The 17,804-nt window shown below is 56.5% G+C and carries 17 protein-coding genes; 9 read left to right on the top strand and 8 right to left on the bottom strand.

Going from position 1 to position 17,804, the window contains the following annotated elements:
- Position 1: 1 nt before the first annotated feature.
- On the top strand, positions 2-724 hold the full coding sequence (gene nanR, locus IT895_RS11590) for a transcriptional regulator NanR (RefSeq protein WP_085918999.1): 723 nt from the start codon (positions 2-4) through the stop codon (positions 722-724).
- A 41-nt stretch (positions 725-765) separates the two neighbouring features.
- Here nanR and IT895_RS11585 read toward each other — a convergent pair whose 3' ends face one another.
- From IT895_RS11585 to IT895_RS11570, 4 genes are all read right to left on the bottom strand, one after another.
- The gene (locus IT895_RS11585) at positions 766-1,788 is read right to left on the bottom strand and encodes a zinc-binding alcohol dehydrogenase family protein (protein WP_199283523.1); all 1,023 of its coding nucleotides are present in this window, start codon (positions 1,786-1,788) and stop codon (positions 766-768) included.
- Positions 1,789-1,849: 61 nt separating this feature from the next.
- Positions 1,850-2,695, bottom strand: a complete 846-nt coding sequence (locus IT895_RS11580) for a fumarylacetoacetate hydrolase family protein (RefSeq protein WP_085918997.1) — start codon at positions 2,693-2,695, stop codon at positions 1,850-1,852.
- Between the two features lie 62 nt (positions 2,696-2,757).
- Positions 2,758-3,507, bottom strand: a complete 750-nt coding sequence (locus tag IT895_RS11575; RefSeq protein ID WP_085918996.1) for an SDR family oxidoreductase — start codon at positions 3,505-3,507, stop codon at positions 2,758-2,760.
- 172 nt (positions 3,508-3,679) lie between these two features.
- The gene (locus tag IT895_RS11570) at positions 3,680-5,209 is read right to left on the bottom strand and encodes a UxaA family hydrolase (RefSeq protein ID WP_199283522.1); all 1,530 of its coding nucleotides are present in this window, start codon (positions 5,207-5,209) and stop codon (positions 3,680-3,682) included.
- Positions 5,210-5,585: 376 nt separating this feature from the next.
- Here IT895_RS11570 and IT895_RS11565 point away from each other — a divergent pair, with 376 nt between their 5' ends.
- The 8 genes from IT895_RS11565 (at position 5,586) to uxuA (ending at position 14,260) form a co-directional block, all read left to right on the top strand.
- Positions 5,586-6,347 (top strand): GntR family transcriptional regulator, encoded by a 762-nt coding sequence (locus tag IT895_RS11565; protein ID WP_199283521.1) that lies wholly within the window; start codon positions 5,586-5,588, stop codon positions 6,345-6,347.
- The gene (manD, locus tag IT895_RS11560) at positions 6,344-7,555 is read left to right on the top strand and encodes a D-mannonate dehydratase ManD (protein ID WP_199283520.1); all 1,212 of its coding nucleotides are present in this window, start codon (positions 6,344-6,346) and stop codon (positions 7,553-7,555) included. The genes IT895_RS11565 and manD overlap by 4 nt, the downstream gene beginning before the upstream one ends.
- A 14-nt stretch (positions 7,556-7,569) precedes the next feature.
- Positions 7,570-8,592: a Zn-dependent oxidoreductase gene (locus IT895_RS11555; protein WP_199285472.1), complete on the top strand. Its 1,023-nt coding sequence runs from the start codon at positions 7,570-7,572 to the stop codon at positions 8,590-8,592.
- A 63-nt stretch (positions 8,593-8,655) separates the two neighbouring features.
- Complete coding sequence (locus IT895_RS11550; protein ID WP_199283519.1) at positions 8,656-9,624, top strand: TRAP transporter substrate-binding protein; 969 nt, start codon at positions 8,656-8,658, stop codon at positions 9,622-9,624.
- A gap of 96 nt (positions 9,625-9,720) precedes the next feature.
- Complete coding sequence (locus tag IT895_RS11545; protein ID WP_199283518.1) at positions 9,721-10,299, top strand: TRAP transporter small permease; 579 nt, start codon at positions 9,721-9,723, stop codon at positions 10,297-10,299.
- Positions 10,300-10,301: 2 nt separating this feature from the next.
- Complete coding sequence (locus IT895_RS11540; RefSeq protein ID WP_199283517.1) at positions 10,302-11,585, top strand: TRAP transporter large permease; 1,284 nt, start codon at positions 10,302-10,304, stop codon at positions 11,583-11,585.
- A gap of 2 nt (positions 11,586-11,587) precedes the next feature.
- Positions 11,588-13,057: a mannitol dehydrogenase family protein gene (locus tag IT895_RS11535; RefSeq protein ID WP_199283516.1), complete on the top strand. Its 1,470-nt coding sequence runs from the start codon at positions 11,588-11,590 to the stop codon at positions 13,055-13,057.
- A gap of 24 nt (positions 13,058-13,081) precedes the next feature.
- Complete coding sequence (gene uxuA, locus IT895_RS11530) at positions 13,082-14,260, top strand: mannonate dehydratase (RefSeq protein WP_085918986.1); 1,179 nt, start codon at positions 13,082-13,084, stop codon at positions 14,258-14,260.
- A gap of 40 nt (positions 14,261-14,300) precedes the next feature.
- Here the strand turns inward: uxuA and kduD are convergent, their stop codons facing one another.
- Genes kduD through IT895_RS11510 form a run of 4 tightly spaced genes read right to left on the bottom strand, consistent with a single transcriptional unit; the run spans position 14,301 to position 17,796 of the window.
- The gene (kduD, locus tag IT895_RS11525; RefSeq protein ID WP_199283515.1) at positions 14,301-15,053 is read right to left on the bottom strand and encodes a 2-dehydro-3-deoxy-D-gluconate 5-dehydrogenase KduD; all 753 of its coding nucleotides are present in this window, start codon (positions 15,051-15,053) and stop codon (positions 14,301-14,303) included.
- A 47-nt stretch (positions 15,054-15,100) separates the two neighbouring features.
- Positions 15,101-15,784, bottom strand: a complete 684-nt coding sequence (locus IT895_RS11520) for an HAD family hydrolase (RefSeq protein ID WP_233337230.1) — start codon at positions 15,782-15,784, stop codon at positions 15,101-15,103.
- 8 nt (positions 15,785-15,792) lie between these two features.
- Positions 15,793-16,767 carry a 2-hydroxyacid dehydrogenase gene (locus tag IT895_RS11515; RefSeq protein WP_085918983.1) on the bottom strand — a complete coding sequence of 325 codons (975 nt, stop codon included), beginning with the start codon at positions 16,765-16,767 and terminating at the stop codon, positions 15,793-15,795.
- A 45-nt stretch (positions 16,768-16,812) separates the two neighbouring features.
- A complete protein-coding gene (locus IT895_RS11510) occupies positions 16,813-17,796 on the bottom strand; it encodes a sugar kinase (RefSeq protein ID WP_199283513.1) in 984 nt (327 codons plus the stop codon).
- Between the last annotated feature and the right edge of the window lie 8 nt (positions 17,797-17,804).

The raw sequence follows: 17,804 nt of genomic DNA, 5'->3' as shown, positions 1-17,804 counted from the left end.
CATGAGTCGATATCAGGTAGAGCGCAAGACACTATCCGAGCAGGTAGCCGAGCAGCTGGAAACCGAAATCCTCGAGGGACGTTTGAGCGAAAACGCGCAATTGCCTTCAGAACGAGAACTGATGGAGCAGTTTGGGGTGGGGCGTCCGGCGGTGCGCGAAGCGTTGTTCTACCTGCAGCGTTTGGGCTTGATCGCCATCAATAGCGGAACGCGTGCGCGGGTTATTCGTCCTACGGCAGAAGCGGTGATGTCGCGCCTTTCAGGGGTAACCCGGCAGTTGCTTTCCAAGCCTGATGGGCAGCAGTATTTCCAGGAGGCCCGCGCCATGTTCGAGATATCGCTGGCGCGTTACGCCGCCGTCAATGCCAGTGAAGAAGACCTCCAGCGCCTGCGCGATGCCCTGCAGGACAATCGCGATGCCATAGGCGATGAAGCGCGTTTCAAGCGTTCAGATAACGAATTTCATGGGGTACTGGCCAGTATCGGGCGCAATCCTATTTTCGACGCTATTCATGTGGCACTTTCCGAGTGGCTTGATGACCGTCGTGCACAAGTGCTGCAGCAAGAAGGTGAGGATAAGGCCGCGACAGCAGCGCATACCGAAATCATCGAGGCCATCGAATCACGCGACCCCGATGCCGCCGAGGCAGCCATGCGCCGCCATCTGGACCGCCACTATGGTACCTATATGCAGCTCAAGGAACGCCTGTCAGCGTCGCCTTGAGAAGACGCTTCCCGATAACGGGGCTGCCTCTCCATGGGAGGCTAGTGGTCAAGGTGTATCATTGCCTTGATAACGCCGGTAGCAGGGTCACACCACGCCGACATTCGCTCCGGGACTGCATCGAGCTCTTCACGGTGTGTGATCATCGCTGTGTCTTGCAGTCTACCGGCTTCCATCAGTGTCGAGACCCAGGTGAAATCCTCACGTGTGGCATTGCGGCTACTGAGCAGGGTCATTTCCTTGCGGTGAAAGTCAGGGTCGTGAAAAGTGATGTCCGCTTTGACGATACTGACCAGAACGTAGCGTCCCGCCTGGCCGACAAGGTCGAAGCCCTGCTGCATGGCCTCGGGGTTCCCGGTAGCATCGAAGACGGCGTCTGCCAGTGCACCGTCGCTGAGGGTCTCCAGTTGCGCTAGCGTATCGTGTTGCAAGGGATTCAGGGTGTGGTCGACATGCAGTGTCTCGCGGCAGAAGGCTAGCCGCTGTTCGTTGGTATCGACGACCACCACGCGGGCCCCGCACTCCCGGGCGAATTGCGCTACCCCAATGCCTATCGGGCCAGCACCTACGACAACTGCCCATTCACCCTGAGCCAGCGCGCTGCGACGCACGGCGTGGGCGCCGATGGCCAGGCATTCCATCAGCGCGAGCTGGTCCAGCGACAGGGTGGGGGAAAGCATCAAGTGGTCGACTGGCACCACCAGCATGTCGCACATGCCGCCGTCGCGATGCACGCCGATGACCTTGATTCGCTGGCAGCAGTTGGTGAGCCCCCTTTGGCAGGCGCGGCATTCACCGCAATGCAGATAGGGGATGACTGAGGCGTTCTGACCCACCAGTGCCTGGTTGTGGCTATCACCCACTTGCACAACCTCACCAGCCAGCTCGTGCCCCAGCACTCGCGGATAGGCAAAGTACGGCTGATTGCCACCAAAAGCATGGATATCCGTGCCACAGATGCCGATTCGCCGGATGCGCAGCAGGGCCTCGCCCGCTCCGCAAACCGGTGTTTCTCGGTCATCGTGTTCCATCAAGCCGGGGCGCGTACAGACGATGCTGCGCATGGCTTGGCCCTCCTTCATCTCAACTCAACGGCGGGGTTGATTCTGACGATTGAATTTCAGCCTAGTCGTCGGCAACCACTTGCTGGTTCTGTTCGCCCAGCCCCTCAATCCCCAAGCGCATGCGCTGGCCAGGGCGAAGGTAGACCGATGGTTTCTGACCCATGCCGACGCCTGGGGGGGTGCCGGTCGAGATCACATCACCCGGCTGCAGGCTCATGAAGCGGCTCAGGTAGCTGATCAGGAAAGGAATCTGGTACACCATGGTGCGCGTGCTGCCGTCCTGATAGCGCTTGCCATCCACTTCGAGCCACATGTCTAGCTCGTGCGGGTCGGCTACCTCGTCGGGCGTGACCAGCCAGGGCCCCATCGGGCCGAAAGTGTCGCACCCCTTGCCCTTGTCCCAGGTGCCGCTGCGTTCGAGCTGAAACTCGCGCTCGGAAACATCGTTGATCACGCAATAGCCCGCCACGTGTTTCATGGCATCGGCTTCGGCGATGTACTTGCCGCCTTCACCGATCACTACACCCAGTTCGACTTCCCAATCGGTTTTCTGCGAATCACGCGGGATGATGACATTGTCATCGGGGCCGCAGATGGCGCTTGTCCATTTGTTGAACACTACAGGCTCGGGGGGCACTTGGGCACCGGTTTCGGCGGCATGGTCGGAGTAGTTGAGGCCGATGCACAGGAACTTGCCGACACCGCTGACGCAGGGGCCGAGGCGCGTGTCTTTAGGCACTTCCGGCAGTTTGTCGGTATCCAGCTCAGCCAATACGGACAGGTGGTCACGGCTGAGGTGGGGGCCATCGAGATCGGGCAGGTGGGCCGACAGGTCGCGAATGACCCCTTGAGTGTCCAGCAGGCCGGGCTTTTCATGGCCCGGAGGGCCGAAGCGCAGTAATTTCATGTGTGCTCCTTATAAATGTGGGCATTGATATCGTTCATTAACCATCATCTGGCGCGGCATTATCAGTTTAACCAGCCGCCATCGATGATCTGAGTGGTGCCGGTTGTATAGGCGGATTCGTCGGCAGCCAGGTAGGTGGCAAGTGCCGCGATCTCGTCGGCGCTGCCCAGGCGGCCCAAGGGCTGTCGGGCGTTGAATTCGGCGTAGACGTCATCCTCTTCGCGGCCCTGCTTTTCGGCCTGGGCGCGAATGCGCTGGCGCAGCGACGGTGAGTCCACGGTGCCTGGGCAGATGGCGTTGCAGCGGATGCCCTGGCCGATGTAGTCGGCGGCGACTGACTTGGTCAGCCCCAGAACCGCGGCCTTGGTGGTACCGTAGGCGCAACGGTTGGGCACGCCCTTGAGGCTCGACGCTACCGAGGCCATGTTAATGATGCTGCCACCGCCGTTGTCGATCATGGCGGGCAGCATGGCACGGATAATGCGCATCATGGCCATGACATTGAGCGAGAACGACAGTTCCCAGTCATCGTCGGTACCTTCAAGCAACGAGCCGTTGGCCACATAGCCTGCGCAATTGAAAAGAATGTCGACAGGGCCGACTTCATCGGCCAAGGCCTTGATGGCATCAGCATTGAGCACGTCCAGTTGACGAGTCTCGATGCCGGGCGTACCGGCCAACTCGGCCAGGGTAGCGTCATTGATATCCGTGGCGATGACCCGCGCGCCTTCAGCAGCGAATCGCAGCGCAGTGGCTCGGCCGATGCCCTGGCCTGCTGCGGTGATCAGGGCCGTCTTGTTATTCAATCGCATGGCAGGTTCCGTGATCGTGTTTGTTGAGACCTATTGGTCTGTTGTTGTTTTGTGATGAATAAGCTGTATGACAGGATGACAGTACGATATCTGCGTTTGAGTATGGCCCAATCGACTGTCTTTGCCAAATGGTCGCCGACAGCTGATAGGTATCACTGATGACGTCTGTTGATCAGGTGACGGCGCCCACCATCCAGGGGACAAACTCGTTACTACCATAGCCCAGCGATTCGCTGGCCGTTTCTTCGCCGGAGGCGATGGCAATGATCTTCTGGAATATCGCTTCGCCACAGCTCCTGACGGTGTCATCCCCGTCGATGATGCCGCCACAATTGATATCCATATCCTCTGACATGGCATCAAACATGGCGGTGTTGGTGGCAAGCTTGATACAGGGTGCAGGCTTGAAGCCCGACACGGAGCCACGGCCGGTGGTAAAGCACACGATCGTCGACCCAGAGGCAATCTGTCCCGTCACGGAGACCGGGTCGTAGCCAGGGCTGTCCATGAAGTTGAAACCGGGCTTTTTGATGGGTTCGGCATACTCGAGCACATCACTGAGACTTGAGGAGCCACTTTTGGAAACGGCGCCAAGTGACTTCTCAAGTATTGTGGACAGGCCACCGGCTTTATTACCTGGCGAGGGGTTGTTGTTCAGCTCAGCGCCATTGATCCAGGTGTAGTGCTTCCACCAGGCGATACGCTCCAGTAGCTTGCGAGCAACGCTGACATCGACGGCCCGGTTGAGCAGCAGGTGTTCGGCGCCGTAGATCTCTGGGGTCTCGGCCAGAATGACACTGCCCCCATGCTGTACGATGAGGTCGGCCGCATAACCCAGCGCCGGGTTGGCGGTAATGCCCGAATAGCCATCGGAACCGCCACACTGCAGGGCAACGGTAAGATGTTTGAGTGGCGCTGGCTGGCGCGGGGTATGCGCATGGGTATTGGCCATGGCGAGTATCTTGTCGCTGGCCAGTTTAATGCTGGCACGTGTTCCACCCGCCCCCTGAATGTTGAAGTAGTCGAGCCGTTGGCTATCCGTCATTCCGTACTTGTCGACCAGCGCCTTTACCTGGTTGCTCTCGCAGCCCAGGCCGATCACGATCACAAACGCGAAATTCGGGTTCACCGCATAGCCGGTGACGACTCTTTCCAGAAAGGCAAATCCCTCCGACTCGGTGTTCATGGCGCAGCCTGACCCATGCGTGACGGGAACCACACCATCGAAGCCGAGTTTTTCAAGCCCTGCCGACGCGTTAAGTTGATCCGCGGTGGCCTTGACCACGGTCGCCGAGCAATTGACCGTAGCCACGATGCCAATGTAGTTACGGGTACCGACGCGGCCATCACTGCGGTGAAAGCCATTGAAGGTCAGGTCACTCTCCACGATGGGTGTCGGTGCGGCGGGAGTGAAGTTTTCAAGCGATGTATCACGCTCCAGCATGGCCAGATTATGTGTGTGGACATGGTCACCCGCACGGATCGGCTGGCTGGCCAGGCCTATCGTCTGCCCATATTTTACGACGGGGGTGTTCGCCTCGATATCGACCAGCGCCACCTTGTGGCCGGCCATGATGTTTTCTCGTGCAGCCCCTAATGCCTGACTGAGCGAAAGCCCTTCGGCGATATTCCGGGTGGCAACGCCCACATTGTCATCAGGGTCCAGGCTGATCACCATCGGGTAATCATTGATAAGTTCCATCGTTTTCTCCAAATCGCGACAGGCGGTTCGCATACCGTCGGGCCAAGGTGACTCCTGGTGTGATGGTATAGCTGTCATGCCACCATGCTACACGTTTATATGAGCCCTAAAGTTCCGTCAAGGCTTTGTCGTTACTTGGCCTGTCTTGACGCTATTTTATGGGTTTTTGTCATGCGGCTTTGGGGGCGGACGTTACTGGTGGTGAAAAAATACTGGGTGCAGTGATACATCGTCACTTAGGACCTTATGGACGCCGATCAGTCAGCGACCAAAGTATAAGTGCCGCAGGCTTTCTATATCATCAATCCACTACCATACTAGTCATATCAGTAGTGGCCGTTACCTGTCACGAACCTTCTTATCAGGATCAGTTGTTATGCACGCGACCTTACAAACGCTATGGCAGGAAACCCACGAAAGAGACCCGGTACGCCAACGGCTATTTCATGTGCTGAGGCAGTCGATTATCCAGATGGTGCTGGCGCCAGGGCAGGCGCTATCGGAAAAGGAGCTTGCCGACACCTTTTCAGTTAGCCGCCAGCCAGTACGTGAAGCCTTCATAAGGCTCTCCGAGGCCGGATTAGTAGAGGTGAAGCCTCAGCGTGGCACTTATGTGGTGAAGATATCCCAGCGGGCGGTGCTTGAGGCTCGCTTTGTGCGTGAAGCGGTGGAAGTGGCGATTGTAAAAATGGCGGCTGAAAAAGGCCTTGATCCGGGCGTGTTAACAGATCTGCATGATCTGTTAGCACGGCAGCGTCGCTGTATTGAGCCTAATGATAATGAGCGATTTTATCGTCTTGATGAAACCTTCCATCGAACGCTTTCGCTGGGCGTAAAGCAGCAGGCAGCCTGGAAAGTCATTGAAGAAGTCCGGGCTCAGCTTGACCGGGTGCGCTATCTCAGTGTGCCCCATAGCACCCCGCTGGAAAGGCTTGTGGATCAGCATTCCAGCATCGTTGCGGCAATTGAGGAGCGAGACGCCTCCCGAGCAGAGCAGGCGATGTCTCTTCATTTGCGCGAGATATTGGTGTCCATGCCCGATCTGGTGCGTCGTTTCCCCAATCTTTTCGAGGCACAGGAAAATCAACGGTTCGATGAACAAGAAAACCCAGCGCTGAAGCAGGAGGCAATCCAATGAAGATTGAGCAGGCCTATACCATTGTAACCTCGCCGGGGCGCAACTTTGTGACGCTGAAGATTGTGACTGATCAGGGCGAGTACGGCATTGGTGATGCGACGCTCAATGGGCGCGAAATGGCGGTTGTGGCGTACGTGGAGGAGCACGTAATCCCGACGTTAATTGGGCGCGACCCCCAGCGCATCGAAGACATCTGGCACTACCTATACCGTGGTGCATACTGGCGGCGTGGCCCCGTCACAATGACCGCGATTGCCGCCGTGGATATGGCGCTTTGGGATATTAAAGCGAAGCTGGCGGAGATGCCGCTGTACCAGTTGTTAGGTGGTAAGAGTCGTGATCGGGTGATGGTGTATGGCCATGCTACCGGCCGAGATATCGACGCCTGCCTGGAAGAGGTCGCTCGCCACGTAGACGAAGGCTATAAGGCAGTCCGTGTTCAAGCGGGTATTCCAGGCATTGCCAGCATCTACGGCGTTGCCAAAAAAGATGGCGAACCCTACGAGCCTGCAGATGCTGACTTACCCGCAGAGCACGTGTGGAGTACCAGTAAATACTTAAACCATGTACCTAAATTGTTTGCCGCTGTTCGGGAGCGTTTTGGTGATGATTTGCACGTGCTACACGATGTTCATCACCGCCTGACCCCCATCGAAGCCGCCCGTTTAGGCAAAGAAGTTGAGCCTTATCATTTATTCTGGCTTGAGGACTGTGTGCCTGCTGAAAATCAGGAGGCGTTTGGACTCATTCGCCAGCACACCACCACACCGCTGGCGGTAGGTGAGGTATTTAACAGCCTGTTTGATGCCAAAACGCTGATTGAAAATCAGTGGATCGACTATATCCGCACCACTTTGACCCACGCTGGGGGAATTACCCACGTACGGCGAATCGCCGACTTGGCGGGCCTTTATCACGTGCGTACCGGCTTCCACGGGCCGACGGATCTCTCGCCGGTTTGCCTTGGCGCGGCGATTCACTTTGACACCTGGGTACCCAACTTCGGCATTCAGGAGTATATGCCGCATACCAGCGCGACTGATGAGGTCTTCCCCCACGATTACCGGTTTGAAAACGGGCACTTCATTGTGGGCGAAACGCCCGGTCACGGCGTCGATATCGATGAGCAATTAGCCAAGCAGTATCCCTATAAGCGGGCCAGTCTGCCGGTTAACCGGTTGGAAGATGGCACTTTGTGGCACTGGTGAGGAGAAGCATGACAATGAAAGCATTTCAGGTGAAGGCGCCGCACGACTACCAGGTCGCAGATGTTGCCCCCCCTCAGGCTGCCGCTGGAGAAGCGCTTGTACGTGTAGCCTTTGCAGGTATCTGTGGTTCGGATATGCATATTATCCATGGAGATAACGCTTTTGTGCGTTTTCCTCGTATCACCGGTCATGAGTTTGCCGGGGTCGTAGAGGCGGTCGGTGATGGAGTGCAGAACGTCGCTGTAGGGGATCGTGTTTGCATTGATCCTGTTATCAGCTGTGGCCAGTGCTATCCCTGCCGTATTGGCCGTCCCAATGTGTGCAGCGCGCTTGAAGTGATCGGCGTGCATCGTGACGGTGGCTTTGAGGAATCTGTTGCCGTCCCCGCCGCAAACGTCCACCACCTTCCAGATCATATCGGCCTGGACGCGGCTGCCCTGGTTGAGCCTTACACCATTGCCGCCAATGTGCTTGATCGTATGCAGCCGCATCCCGGTGACCGACTAATGATTTTGGGAGCGGGTGTTATTGGCATGACGATCCTGCAGATGGCCCTGGCCAAGGGCATTGAAGAAGTGATCGTAACGGATGTGATCCACGAACGATTAGCGGCAGCGAAAGAGCTCGGTGCAACTTATGTGTTCAATAGCCGCGAGCAGGATGTTGAAAATGAGGTCCTGGCCTTGACCAACGGTGAGGGGGTACCACTGATCGCGGATGCGGCCTGTGTGCCAGCGCTTTTACCCCAAATGCTGCGCTTGGCGTCTCCCGCCGGGCGCATTGGTTTGCTGGGTTTCAGCGTTCAGCCAAGTGAGCTCGTTCAGCTAGAGGTCATCAAGAAGGAGCTGACCCTGGTGGGGTCACGTCTTAATAACCGCAAATTTCCTGAGGTGCTTGAGCTAATGGCTAGTGGCCAGTTGGATCCATTGGCGTTGGTGAGCCATCGGCTGCCACTCAATGATATGCCAAGGGCTATAGACATGCTTGATCACCGACCAGAAGAAGCCCGAAAAGTGCTGATTCAAATCAGTGCTTAAAGGCTAACCACGCCAACTCGCGCGTCATTAACAACCTACAACACCAGTGTGCAGGAGAGAAAAATGATTAAACAACTACTATCTAGTGCGGTTCTTGGGGCTGCCATTTTAAGCAGTCATTCACTCATGGCAGCAGATTACACGTTGCAATTTGGCCACTTGGCAAATGAACAGAACATCTGGCACCAGGCTGCCGAAAAGTTCAAAGAGGAAGTTGAAACGAATTCCGACGGTCGGATTGAAGTGCAACTTTACCCCAATGAGCAACTCGGTAACGAAATGGATGTGATCAATAGTATCCAACTAGGCACGGCGGATATGACGATCACCGGTGAAAGCTTGCAGAACTGGGCACCTAAAGCCGCGATGATGGCGGTGCCTTACGCTTTCCGAGACGCCGAGCATCTGCATGCTGCGGTTAACGGTGACATTGGCGCCGAAATTGAAGCGCAAATCACCGAGCGCACTAACCTGGTACCTCTTGCATGGTTTGAGCGCGGCCCCCGTCACTTGACCTCCAATCGGCCTATCCGTACGCCTGACGACCTGGATGGCTTGCGCCTTCGAGTGCCTAACGTGCCGTTGTTCGTTGATACGTGGCAAGCATTGGGAGCGCGTCCTACGCCTATGGCCTTTAGTGAAGTCTTCACCGCGCTCCAGCAAAACACCCTGGAAGGCCAGGAAAACCCGCTTAGCTTGATTGAAAGCGCCAGCTTCAATGAAGTTCAGGACTACATCAACATGACTGGCCATGTGCGCAGTTGGATCTATGTCGTGATTGGACGTGATCAGTTGGAAAATATGCCTGAAGAGCTTCAGCAGGTGGTGCGCGATGCTGCTCAAACGATGCAAGCGTACGAAGCTGAACTGTTCGAGGAAGACCAGGCACGTCTGGAAGAAGCGCTAGAAGAGCGTGGCATGGAGTTTGTTGAGGTCGATGTCGATGCGTTTGCTGAAAAGGCACGTCCTGCCGTGCTTGAAGCACTGACGGATGAACAGCGTGAACTCTTTGACGCTATCCAGGACCTGTAAGGCCGTCTTGGCAATGAATTGGCAACCACAATGGGCTGGCCGCAGCGCCAGTCCGTTGTCTAACAACACAAGCAGCTTGCCCATGAGGATACGGTTATGAACTCGGATCACAAAGCGCTTGAAAAGCAAGCGTTGGAGAGTCTGGATTCAATGTCGGCGGTGCCTAAATTTAAAGGCCCCATTGGGCGCGTGATTGGCTGGGTGGATACCTGTTTTTTGACGTTGGCCGTTATGGCGTTGATTGCCATTGCTGCCACGGTACTGCTGCAAATATGTTCGCGACTGTTTTTACCATTTTCGATTGCTTGGACAGAAGAACTGTCGCGCTATCTGTTTATTTACATGGTGGCGTTATCGGTGGGTGTGGTATTGCGCCAGAATCGCAATATCAGCGTTGAGCTTTTCCATCATCGGCTGAGTCCTCGAATGAAGGCAGCTTTCCAAGTCTTGATCTGCTTGATGATTGGTCTGTTTGCCTTACTGGTGCTGCCTTATGCTTGGCAGTATGCCCAAAATGGCACCTGGCAGACCTCTCCAACGCTGCATGTCCCCATGCTGTATATCTTTTTCTCAACGGTCGTCACCTTTGCGCTACTCCTGGTGTATAGCTTACTGGGGTGCCTTGAGGGGATGATCGCGATGTGTCGCTCCTCTGCCTCCCTTCAGGAGTCGTAAGCATGGAAGTTATTATCCTGTTTAGTGTTTTCTTGGTGCTACTGCTGGTAGGGATGCCGATAGCCTTTTCGTTGGGGTTGGCATCACTTTCTTACCTCCTGCTGGAGGGTATTTCATTAACCATAGTGCCGCAGCGGATGTATGCGGGCATCGATACCTTCGTTTTACTCTGCATTCCGGGCTTTGTATTGGCCGGTAACCTGATGAATGCGGGTAATATCACTGATCATATTGTGCGCTTTGCCAACGCCTTATTAGGCCATATTCGCGGTGGGCTGGGGCTGGCGAATGTGGGGGGATCGATGATTTTTGGTGGTATTTCAGGTACCGCCGTGGCGGATTCTGCCAGCATCGGCTCGGTCATGATTCCCGGTATGGCGCGCGCAGGCTATGACAAACCCTTTGCCGCCGCCGTCACCGCCGCGTCGTCGACCATTGGGCCGATTATACCGCCAAGCGTTCCCATGATTATTGCTGGATCGCTGAGTGGTATTTCGGTAGGGCGGATGTTTTTGGCAGGGGCCGTTCCCGGCTTGTTGCTGGGGCTCGCCATGATGATTACGGTGTATATCCTGGCCGTTCGCCGCGGGTATCCAAAAGAGAAGCGGGTATCTTTGCTGCAGCTGCTTTGTGAAGCGAAAACGGCCTTTTGGGCACTCTTGATGACCGTGATCATTCTCTACGGCATCATTGGTGGCTTCTTCACGCCCACAGAAGCATCCATCGTTGCCAGCCTATATGCATTAGTGGTTGGCATGTATGTTTACAAAGGGTTGTCGTGGAAAAAACTGCCGGCGATTTTGTCTGACACTGTATTGACCTCCTCGGCATTGCTGCTGATGGTGGGGTTAGCGAATTTGTTTGGCTGGATCCTCACCAGCGAACAGATACCTCAGATGATCGCTGAGCTTATCCTCTCTATTAGTGATAATCCGCTGATAGTTTTATTAATACTTAATCTGATCCTGCTATTCGTCGGCGCGTTTATGGAAACCATCGCCGCGTTAATAATTCTTTTTCCCGCCCTGGTGGGTGTAGCGACTGGCGTGGGTGTCGATCCGGTTCATTTTGCGGTGATCGCGGTACTAAACTTGATGATTGGCCTCACAACGCCGCCGGTAGGGGTATGCCTATTCGTTGTCGCCGGGATTGGTAAGCTGCCGATGTTGACGGTCGCAAGAGCCATTGTGCCATTTTTACTTTGCAACTTAGCCGTACTGTTGTTGGTAACTTACGTGCCCGCTATTTCGCTTTGGTTACCCAACCTACTGATGGGGAGTCATTAACCATGCCTTCACACCGTATTGAAACCTCATCTAAAAGCGGAGAGGTTGGCGTCGTTCATCTGGGGCTCGGCGCCTTCCACCGCGCCCACCAAGCGGCGTATCTGGAGCGTTACCGCCAGCGTACAGGTGACTCTGAATGGGGTGTTTGCAGCGCTAACCTTCGTGCCAGCATTGGCTTGGTCGACGGATTGCGCGCGGCAGGGCATCGCTACCATGTTGCCGAGTACGCCGACAGTGAAAGCCTGACGCTGCGCGAAATAGGCGTGATCGAAGAGACGCTGTTCACTGGCTGCGATACAGAGGGTAACTGGGGACGCGACCGGGAGGCCTTGCTATCGCGGATGGCATCCGCGGATACGCGAATTGTGACCCTGACGGTCACTGAAAAAGGCTATTTCTTGAACCCTGCCAGTGGTGAGTTAAGAAATGATGACCCCATGATCGCCGCTGATATCGCTGCCCCCAAGCAGCCACGCACTGCGCCCGGGCTATTGGTGGAAGCATTGGCCCGGCGGCACAAGGCAGGCATTGCTCCTTTTACCGTTCTGTCTTGCGACAACATGCCAGATAACGCCAAACGGACACGCCAGGCGGTGGTGCAGCTCGCTGAACACCAAGATCCCGCCCTGGCGAGTTGGATTGCCGATGAAGTGGCGTTCCCTTGCAGCATGGTGGATCGGATCGTGCCCGCGATGACGGACGCTGACTTTGAGCGCTTGGCAGCGCTGGGCGTTAACGACCCAAACGCGGTGGTGTGCGAAGCATTCACGCAGTGGGTGGTCGAAGACCACTTCCCCGCAGGGCGGCCGAGCTGGGAAGCTGAAGGTGTTGAAATGGTGGCCGATGTGGCGCCGTTTGAAACCATGAAGCTACGCATGCTCAACGGTAGTCATTCGCTGCTGGCTTACCTGGGTGCGTTGGCAGGGATTGAAACGGTCTATGAGGGTGTCCAGCATGCCAAACTGCGGGCGCTGTTACACCGCTATATGCTCGAAGAGGCGGCGCCCACCCTCGAGATGCCAGAAGGCATCGATCTGGACGCCTACGCGGACTCGCTATTGGCCCGTTTTGCCAACGATAGCCTGCGCCATCGCCTGCATCAGATCGCCATGGATGGTAGCCAGAAGCTCCCGCAGCGCTGGCTATCCGCCGCCCTGAAGCGCGCAGGTGTCGGTCAGTCATCGCCGTGCGTGGCATTAGGCATGGCGGCGTGGATTCGCTATACCTCGGGTGAGGATCTGATGGGCAATCGCCATCCCGTCGACGACCCGCTCGCCCAGCGCTTCCAGTCGATACATCACGCGCATGGTCGCGATGCTGACGCACTGGTGGCGGCGTATCTGGCCATGGATGATGTGGTGCCAAGCGAACTGGCAACGAATAAGGCATTTGCCCAGGCCGTGGTGACGGCGTACCAGACGTTGACCCAGGAAGGCCTGGAGGAGGCGCTCGCAGCGCTGAAGCATGGTTAGGGGCTAACAAAAAAGGAGAGCACCATGGAACACACCTGGCGTTGGTTTGGCCCGAATGATGCGATTCGCCTGGACGAGATTCGCCAGACAGGCGCAACCGGTATCGTTACCGCCCTGCATGAGGTGCCTAATGATCAGGTATGGCCGGTTGAGGCGATTCGCGAGCGTCAGCAGATGATCGAAGCGGCTGGACTGACATGGTCGGTGGTGGAGAGCGTCCCGGTCCATGAGTCGATCAAGAAAGGACTGCCAGAACGTGACGCGCTGATCGAAACGTATTGCCAGACGCTGCGACACCTGGCGGCCTGCGGTATCGACACCGTTTGCTATAACTTCATGCCGGTACTCGATTGGACACGTACTGACCTGACCTATGAATTAGCTGATGGCGCCTTGGCGCTGCGCTTTGATCAGGTGGCTTTTGCGGCCTTCGATCTTTATCTGCTGCGGCGACCAGGGGCTGAGCAAGACTACAGCGCTGAGGATAAAGCTCAAGCAAGTCGCTATCTGGAAAGCTTGGATAGCGCTGGCCGTGACCAATTAGTCAATACCCTGATCGCGGGGCTGCCCGGCGCCGAGGAGCATTACACCCTTGAACAGTTTCGGGCTGTGCTGGAAGGGTATGCCGATGTCGACGCCGCCCGGTTGCGAGAAAACCTGGGTTACTTTCTGCAGGCGGTTATTCCGGTGGCGGAAGAGGTGGGCATTCGTATGGCCATCCATCCGGATGACCCGCCCCGGCCGTTGCTGGGATTGCCTCGGGTGGTATCGACGCGCGAGGATGCCCAGTGGATTATCGATCGTGTGCCCAGCCCCGCCAATGGTTTGACGCTTTGCACAGGGTCTTATGGCGTCCGTGAAGATAATGACTTGGTGGCCATGACCCGCCACTTCGCCCCACATATTCATTTTATCCATCTGCGTGCCACGCAGCGCGAAGCGGATAACCTGTCTTTTCACGAGGCGTCGCACCTAGCCGGTGATGTGGACATGGTGGGGGTCATTCATGCGCTGGTGAAAGAAGAGCGGCGCCGCGAACGCGAAGGTGGGGCACGTTTACCGATGCGCCCGGATCACGGTCACCAGCTTCTCGATGATCAACAGCGCCATACGGCACCTGGTTACCCGCTTTACGGGCGCATGCGTGGCCTTGCCGAGCTGCGTGGCGTAGAGTTCGTGTTGCGGCAGTCGACGGCTGGCTAGTGACTGGCTGGATGGCCTTCAACTTACTGCTGGATATCATTTAGCGGGCTAGCCAGCCACCGTCGACTGCCAGGGTATGACCATGGACGTAGTGGGCAGCGTCGGAGCATAAAAAGATCACGGCACCCGCTAGATCCTCGGGCGTCCCCCAGCGGCCCGCGGGTATGCGACCGAGTATTTCATCGTGTCGCTTGGGGTCGTCGCGCAGCGCCTGGGTATTATCGGTGGCCATGTACCCTGGGGCGATGGCATTGACGTTTATATCATGGGCAGCCCATTCGTTGGCCATCAGGCGGGTTAGGCCGAGGATGCCGCTTTTGCTGGCGGTGTAGGAGGGCACGCGAATACCGCCTTGGAACGACAGCAGTGAGGCAATATTGACGATCTTGCCCGGTGCCTCGCGCTCAATCAGGTGTTTAGCCACCTGCTGGGAGAGAAAAAACGCTGCCTTCAAGTTGATGTCTATCACCGCGTCCCAGTCTTCTTCGGTGAACTCGATAGCCGGTGCCCGGCGAATCGTTCCCGCATTGTTGACCAAGATGTCCAGCTTACCCGCCTGAGTGACCGCTTGATGAACAATGTCGTTAGGCGAATCATTGCCTAACTCTGCTTCAACAGCGTAAAAGCGCTTGCCTAAGGCTTCAACCTGCTGGCGGGTTTCCTCGGCAGGGCGGCGGCTGACACCGACAATATCAGCACCCGCTTCGGCCAGGGCCACGGCCATGCCTTGGCCTAAGCCTTTGTTGCAGCCGGTAACCATCGCCACTTGATGTTGCAATGAAAATAACCTCATTGAATCCTCCTGAGCCGATTTTCACCAATATGTGTCAACTCCATGTATTAAACGTCAGCAGGCACGTTGGTGGATAGGTTGGCAATCGCGGTGGGTAATTCACTGGCATGCAGAATGCCGATCGCACCGTCGGGAGTGGTTTCCTCTCCAGGAAAGTGGTTCAGATGAATCACCTGCATGCCTGCCGCTAGGCCTGCCTCGACACCCACCGCCGCATCATCAATCACCACACACTGACGGGGAGTATAGCCCATGGCGGCCGCCGCCTTACGATACAGCTCGGGGTCTGGCTTCCATACGTTGAGGGTGTAGGCGCTAAACAGCCAGCCTTCAAAATGGTGGCCTAACGCGGTGCTTTCCAGCGCGCAACGGATCTTGCGCTCGGGGCCATTGGATACCACGGCCATAGGGTGGCTGCTTAACTGTTCCAACGCATCGGGCATGCCGGGTATTACCACAAGCTCGGCACGCATGCGGGCTTCCATGCGTGCCCGCATGTCCGCTTCAAGCTGGGTGAATTTGTCTTCTGCCAACGTCTGAAAACGGCTTTCCAGTGTTTGGACGATGGTCTGGAAACGCACCCCGCGAAATTCATCCATATACTGTCGGGCTGAAAAGGGTAGGCCGAATTCAGGAAGTATCTCGCCCATCACCTCGGCAAGCAGTATCTCGCTATCCACCAGGGTGCCATCGCAGTCAAACAGCAGACAGAGCGGTGTGGCTGTGCTCATCGCAGAGTTCATTGATAGGTTTCCTGATTGACCAGGCTAATGGGTCGTTCACCCTGAAGCGCCAAGCGAATATTATTCACAGCCCGTTGAGCCATGGCGTCGCGGGTTTCATGGGTGGCAGAGCCGATATGCGGCAAAGCGACGACATTGGCCATCGTCGGTAGCGTTGACGAGGCGGCGAGCGGCTCCTGCTCGAAGACATCCAGTCCGGCTGCTTGTATAGCGCCGCTCTCCAGAGCGTGTATCAATGCCGCTTCATCGACGACTTTGCCGCGGGCAATATTGATGAAAATGCCGGTTGGTTTCATTTGTGCAAATTCTTTGGCGCCGATCAGGTGTTCGGTCTCGGCAGTCAGCGGTACTGTGACACAGACAAAGTCAGCTTCGGCCAGCAGTTGGTTAAGTTCGCAGCGCTTAGCGCCAAGCTCGCGTTCTAATGCGGGCTTTGGGGAGGCGTTGGAGTAGAGCACCGGCATGCCAAAGCCCAGCGCACCGCGCCTGGCCACTGCCTGCCCAATGCGGCCAAAGCCGACCATGCCCAGGGTTTTGCCATGCACATCGCTACCAAACAGAGCGGGGCCAATACTGGCTTGCCATTCGCCTGCTTTTACCCACTCGGCTAGTTCCACTACTCGACGCGCGGTGGCCATGACCAGTGCAAACCCCGTATCGGCGGTGGTTTCGGTAAGCACATCCGGTGTATTGCACAGCATGATGCCGCGCTTGGTCAGTTCATCAACGGGGATGTTGTCATAGCCAACAGAAACGGTCGCGATGACTTCCAAGTTGGGGGCTGCGTCCAGCAACTGAGGGGTGATTGCCAAGCCGGAACCGATAATGCCGTGCGCCTCTGCTAATAGAGCGCGATTTTCAGGGGCATCAAGCGCGGAGGTTTTTGCCAGCACATCTACCTTAAATAAATCGCTTAGCTCACCCAGTTGGGCATCGCTGAGTCGTCCTTGAACCATTAACCGTTTTTGCATTGTTATCTCCAGGGTAAAAAAGCGGCTACAAAAAAGCGAGGCGGGTCAGGCGGTGGGTTGCTCTGCTTCAAGCACCTGTAAACGCTCGCGACCAGGCAGGCCTTCCATATCACCAATGACTTGAACGGCCTGAGCACCAATTAAATTTCCCCGCTGGGCGGCTTGGCGTGCTGAGCAGCCATCAAGCAGGGCGCTGATTACGCCAACGGCAAAGCCATCGCCTGCACCTACGGTATCCACTACTTCAGCGACAGGGCAACCGCTTACCGTAAAGCTCTCCTCTTTCCCATCTAAGCTGCCTCGGTAATAGCTGCCTTCCGGCCCCAGTTTGATAACCACCGCCGAAGCACCTTGATCCAGATAGTAGCCTGCTATGTCGTAAGGCGTCTTTTGCCCTGTGAGTAGCTGGCCCTCGGAAAGCCCTGGTAGTACCCAGTCGGCACGGCCGGCGAGTTCGTTGAGGGTCGATCGCATAACGTTTTCGTTGGGCCAAAGTGACGGTCGCAAATTAGGGTCAAAGGAAACACTGGCACCATGGGCGCGGGCCTGTTCCATCAAATGATGGCTAAGCTGGCAGGCGCTTTCAGATAACGCCGGTGTAATGCCCGTTGCGTGAAGGTGGTTAAGTGCTTGGAAGTCGACATGCTGGGCGTCGTCAACCGTCAGGTGACTGGCAGCACTGCCACGTCTGAAATATTCGACTCGCGGGTCGGCGCCGTCCTGGGCGCGCTCTTTAAAGAGCAGTCCGGTGGGGTGCTGTGCATCGGCGTGAATATAGCGGCCATCGATTCCTTCCGCGGTTAACGCCGCCTGAATAAACTTCCCAAAGCTATCGGTGCCCACTCGGCTTAACCAACCCACTTGAAAACCCAGTCTTGAGAGGCCGATGGCGACATTGTTGTCGGCACCGGCCAAACGGCGGTGGAAACCCTCGATAGCGGATAAATCGCCCGGCGTATCGGCTACAAACATGGCCATGGCCTCGCCAAAGGTGAGAATTTCGGGTGGGCTATCGATAGCGTGTGGCATGGTCAATA

This window comes from Halomonas sp. A40-4 (genome assembly GCF_015767635.1).
GTDB classification, from domain to species: Bacteria; Pseudomonadota; Gammaproteobacteria; order Pseudomonadales; family Halomonadaceae; genus Vreelandella; species Vreelandella janggokensis.
This window is presented reverse-complemented; position numbering and strand designations above follow the sequence as displayed.